3 rRNA genes are annotated in these 5,129 nt (G+C 57.2%); all 3 read left to right on the top strand.

Annotation, left to right across the window (positions count from 1 at the left end):
• Positions 1-23 precede the first annotated feature (23 nt).
• Positions 24-1,542 (top strand): 16S ribosomal RNA (locus tag D0D15_RS35275).
• Between the two features lie 286 nt (positions 1,543-1,828).
• Positions 1,829-4,943: ribosomal RNA gene (locus D0D15_RS35270) — 23S ribosomal RNA — on the top strand.
• 67 nt (positions 4,944-5,010) lie between these two features.
• Positions 5,011-5,127 (top strand): 5S ribosomal RNA (gene rrf / locus D0D15_RS35265).
• Together the 16S, 23S and 5S rRNA genes form the textbook arrangement of a ribosomal RNA operon.
• Positions 5,128-5,129: the final 2 nt, after the last annotated feature.

The raw sequence follows: 5,129 nt of genomic DNA, 5'->3' as shown, positions 1-5,129 counted from the left end.
ATAGCCGGATCGATTTTCTAGCATTGTTGGAGAGTTTGATCCTGGCTCAGGACGAACGCTGGCGGCGTGCTTAACACATGCAAGTCGAACGCTGAAGCATCTTCGGGTGTGGATGAGTGGCGAACGGGTGAGTAACACGTGGGTAACCTGCCCTGTACTTTGGGATAAGCCCTGGAAACGGGGTCTAATACCGGATACGACCTGCTGAGGCATCTTGGTGGGTGGAAAGTTTCGGCGGTACGGGATGGGCCCGCGGCCTATCAGCTTGTTGGTGGGGTGATGGCCTACCAAGGCGACGACGGGTAGCCGGCCTGAGAGGGTGACCGGCCACACTGGGACTGAGACACGGCCCAGACTCCTACGGGAGGCAGCAGTGGGGAATATTGCACAATGGGCGGAAGCCTGATGCAGCGACGCCGCGTGAGGGATGACGGCCTTCGGGTTGTAAACCTCTTTCGCCAGGGACGAAGCGTAAGTGACGGTACCTGGAGAAGAAGCACCGGCTAACTACGTGCCAGCAGCCGCGGTAATACGTAGGGTGCAAGCGTTGTCCGGAATTATTGGGCGTAAAGAGCTCGTAGGCGGCTTGTCGCGTCTGCTGTGAAAATCCGGGGCTTAACTCCGGACCTGCAGTGGATACGGGCAGGCTTGAGTTCGGTAGGGGAGACTGGAATTCCTGGTGTAGCGGTGAAATGCGCAGATATCAGGAGGAACACCGGTGGCGAAGGCGGGTCTCTGGGCCGATACTGACGCTGAGGAGCGAAAGCGTGGGGAGCGAACAGGATTAGATACCCTGGTAGTCCACGCTGTAAACGTTGGGCGCTAGGTGTGGGTGACTTCCACGTTGTCCGTGCCGTAGCTAACGCATTAAGCGCCCCGCCTGGGGAGTACGGCCGCAAGGCTAAAACTCAAAGGAATTGACGGGGGCCCGCACAAGCGGCGGAGCATGTGGATTAATTCGATGCAACGCGAAGAACCTTACCTGGGCTTGACATGCACTGGAAACCGGCAGAGATGTCGGCCCCCTTGTGGCCGGTGTGCAGGTGGTGCATGGCTGTCGTCAGCTCGTGTCGTGAGATGTTGGGTTAAGTCCCGCAACGAGCGCAACCCTTGTCCTGTGTTGCCAGCGCGTAATGGCGGGGACTCGCGGGAGACTGCCGGGGTCAACTCGGAGGAAGGTGGGGATGACGTCAAGTCATCATGCCCCTTATGTCCAGGGCTTCACACATGCTACAATGGCTGGTACAGAGGGCTGCGATACCGTGAGGTGGAGCGAATCCCTTAAAGCCGGTCTCAGTTCGGATCGCAGTCTGCAACTCGACTGCGTGAAGTCGGAGTCGCTAGTAATCGCAGATCAGCAACGCTGCGGTGAATACGTTCCCGGGCCTTGTACACACCGCCCGTCACGTCATGAAAGTCGGTAACACCCGAAGCCCATGGCCCAACCCGTAAGGGAGGGAGTGGTCGAAGGTGGGACTGGCGATTGGGACGAAGTCGTAACAAGGTAGCCGTACCGGAAGGTGCGGCTGGATCACCTCCTTTCTAAGGAGCACAACACATCCACTCGCCGATGGTGAGTGGAGTGGCCAGGCTCAGTGTCCGACTGTGGCACTGTCTGGTTGCTCGAGGAATTGTGGACGACTGGCTGATGCTCATCACCTGCTTCGAGGATGTGTCTAGTACTGCCGGCTTCGGTTGGCGTGGAACGGGCATCGGAGGGGCCGGGTGGTGGGTGTTCATCTTTACGCTGTTGGGTCCTGAGGCAACACGGTGTGTTGTTTCTGGGTGTGGTGTTTGAGAATTGCAGAGTGGATGCGAGCATCTTTGTGGTCAAGTTGTTAAGGGCACATGGTGGATGTCTTGGCATCAGGAGCCGATGAAGGACGTGGGAGGCTGCGATAAGCCTCGGGGAGCTGTCAACCGAGCTGTGATCCGAGGGTGTCCGAATGGGGAAACCCAGCACCTGTTATGAGGTGTTACCCGTACCTGAATATATAGGGTGCGTGGAGGGAACGCGGGGAAGTGAAACATCTCAGTACCCGTAGGAAGAGAAAACACTAGTGATTCCGTGAGTAGTGGCGAGCGAAAGCGGAGGAGGCTAAACCGTGCGCATGTGATACCTGTCAGGGGTTGTGTGTGCGGGGTTGTGGGATCCATCTTCCAGAATCTGACAGTTCTGGCATCGTGCTGCATGGCTAGTGGAACCGCCTGGGATGGTGGACCGGAGTGGGTGAGAGTCCCGTACGCGAAAGCTGTGTTGGTGTGGTGTGGTGGTGTTCCCGAGTAGCAGCGAGCTCGTGGAATTTGCTGTGAATCTGCCGGGACCACTCGGTAAGCCTAAATACTTCCTGGTGACCGATAGCGGACGAGTACCGTGAGGGAAAGATGAAAAGTACCCCGGGAGGGGAGTGAAAGAGTACCTGAAACCGTGTGCCTACAAGCCGTCAGAGCGATCGTTTGATTGTGATGGCGTGCCTTTTGAAGAATGAGCCTGCGAGTTAGTGCTGCGTGGCGAGGTTAACCCGTGTGGGGTAGCCGTAGCGAAAGCGAGTCTGAAGAGGGCGTGTGAGTCGCGTGGTCTAGACCCGAAGCGGAGTGATCTACCCATGGCCAGGCTGAAGCGAGGGTAAGACCTCGTGGAGGGCCGAACCCACCAGGGTTGAAAACCTGGGGGATGAGTTGTGGGTAGGGGTGAAAGGCCAATCAAACTCCGTGATAGCTGGTTCTCCCCGAAATGCATTTAGGTGCAGCGTCGCATGTTTCGTGGTGGGGGTAGAGCTACTGGATGGCCTAGGGGCCTTACCGGGTTACCGAAGTCAACCAAACTCCGAATACCATCACGTGAGAGTGCGGCAGTGAGACGGCGGGGGATAAGCTTCGTCGTCGAGAGGGAAACAGCCCAGAACACCGGCTAAGGCCCCTAAGTGTGTGCTTAGTGGGAAAGGATGTGGGGTCGCCGAGACAACCAGGAGGTTGGCTTAGAAGCAGCCATCCTTGAAAGAGTGCGTAATAGCTCACTGGTCAAGTGGTCCTGCGCCGATAATGTAGCGGGGCTGAAGTACACCGCCGAAGCCGTGTCAATGACACAATACATCGGTTCTCGTCCTTGAGGCGAGTATCTAGTGGTGTTGTTGGGTAGGGGAGCGTCCTGCATCCAGGGAAGCGGCGAGGGAACTCAGTCGTGGAGGGTGTGGGAGTGAGAATGCAGGCATGAGTAGCGAATGCAGAGTGAGAAACTCTGCCGCCGGATGACCAAGGGTTCCTGGGTCAAGTTAATCTGCCCAGGGTAAGTCGGGACCTAAGGCGAGGCCGACAGGCGTAGTCGATGGACAACGGGTTGATATTCCCGTACCCGCGTATGTTCGCCCATGATGAGGCGCATGATACTAACCACCCGAGCCGGTGGAGACCTTCGGGTTGAGATCGGTGAGCGTGGGGCCTGAGTGTGTAGTAGTCAAGCGATGGGGTGACGCAGGAAGGTAGCTCCGCCAGTGAGTGGTTGTACTGGTGTAAGCGTGTAGCCTGGGACATAGGTAAATCCGTGTCCCGTTGAGGGTGAGACGTGATGCGTAGCCGTTGAGGCGAAGTAGGGTGATCCTCTGCTGCCGAGAAAAGCCTCTAGCGAGAACATGTGCGGCCCGTACCCCAAACCGACACAGGTGGTCAGGTAGAGAATACTAAGGCGGTCGGGTGAACTGTGGTTAAGGAACTCGGCAAAATGCCCCCGTAACTTCGGGAGAAGGGGGGCCAAAGCACTTGAAGCCCCGTGCGGGCTAGGGTGAGTTGGCCGCAGAGACCAGCGGAAAGCGACTGTTTACTAAAAACACAGGTCCATGCGAAGTCGTAAGACGAGGTATATGGACTGACGCCTGCCCGGTGCTGGAACGTTAAGAGGACCGGTTAGCTCCTTTGGGGCGAAGCTGAGAATTTAAGCGCCAGTAAACGGCGGTGGTAACTATAACCATCCTAAGGTAGCGAAATTCCTTGTCGGGTAAGTTCCGACCTGCACGAATGGCGTAACGACTTTCCGGCTGTCTCAACCACAGGCCCGGTGAAATTGCACTACGAGTAAAGATGCTCGTTACGCGCGGCAGGACGGAAAGACCCCGGGACCTTTACTATAGCTTGGTATTGGTTTTCGGTTCGGCTTGTGTAGGATAGGTGGGAGACTGTGAAGCCGTCACGCTAGTGGTGGTGGAGTCGTTGTTGAAATACCACTCTGGTCGGATTGGGAATCTAACCTAGGGCCCTGATCGGGTTCAGGGACAGTGCCTGGTGGGTAGTTTAACTGGGGCGGTTGCCTCCTAAAAGGTAACGGAGGCGCCCAAAGGTTCCCTCAGCCTGGTTGGCAATCAGGTGTTGAGTGTAAGTGCACAAGGGAGCTTGACTGTGAGACTGACGGGTCGAGCAGGTGCGAAAGCAGGGACTAGTGATCCGGCATCTCCTGGTGGAAGGGATGTCGCTCAACGGATAAAAGGTACCCCGGGGATAACAGGCTGATCTTGCCCAAGAGTCCATATCGACGGCATGGTTTGGCACCTCGATGTCGGCTCGTCGCATCCTGGGGCCGGAGTAGGTCCCAAGGGTTGGGCTGTTCGCCCATTAAAGCGGCACGCGAGCTGGGTTTAGAACGTCGTGAGACAGTTCGGTCCCTATCCGCCGCGCGCGTAGGAGACTTGAGGAAGGCTGTCCCTAGTACGAGAGGACCGGGACGGACGAACCTCTGGTATGCCAGTTGTCACGCCAGTGGCATGGCTGGTTAGCTACGTTCGGAAGGGATAACCGCTGAAGGCATCTAAGCGGGAAGCCTGTTCCTAGATGAGGTCTCCCACCCCTTTGTGGGTTAAGGCCCCCAAGAGACGATTGGGTTGATAGGCCAGACATGGACGCACAGTAATGTGTTTTTGAGTGGACTGGTACTAATAGGCCGAGGACTTGCCCACGAAGCTGCTACGCATCCGCTCTGCAACTCTGAGACACCACACCACACCTGTGGTTGTTTCACAGAGTTTCGGTGGTCATGGCGGCAGGGAAACGCCCGGTCCCATTCCGAACCCGGAAGCTAAGCCTGCCAGCGCCGATGGTACTGCACCCCCGCGGGTGTGGGAGAGTAGGACACCGCCGAACAC

Origin of the sequence: Amycolatopsis thermalba, from assembly GCF_003385215.1 — a bacterium.
Classification (GTDB): Bacteria; Actinomycetota; Actinomycetes; order Mycobacteriales; family Pseudonocardiaceae; genus Amycolatopsis_E; species Amycolatopsis_E thermalba.
Note: the sequence above shows the minus strand (reverse complement) of the source record. Positions and strands in the feature narration are given on the sequence as shown.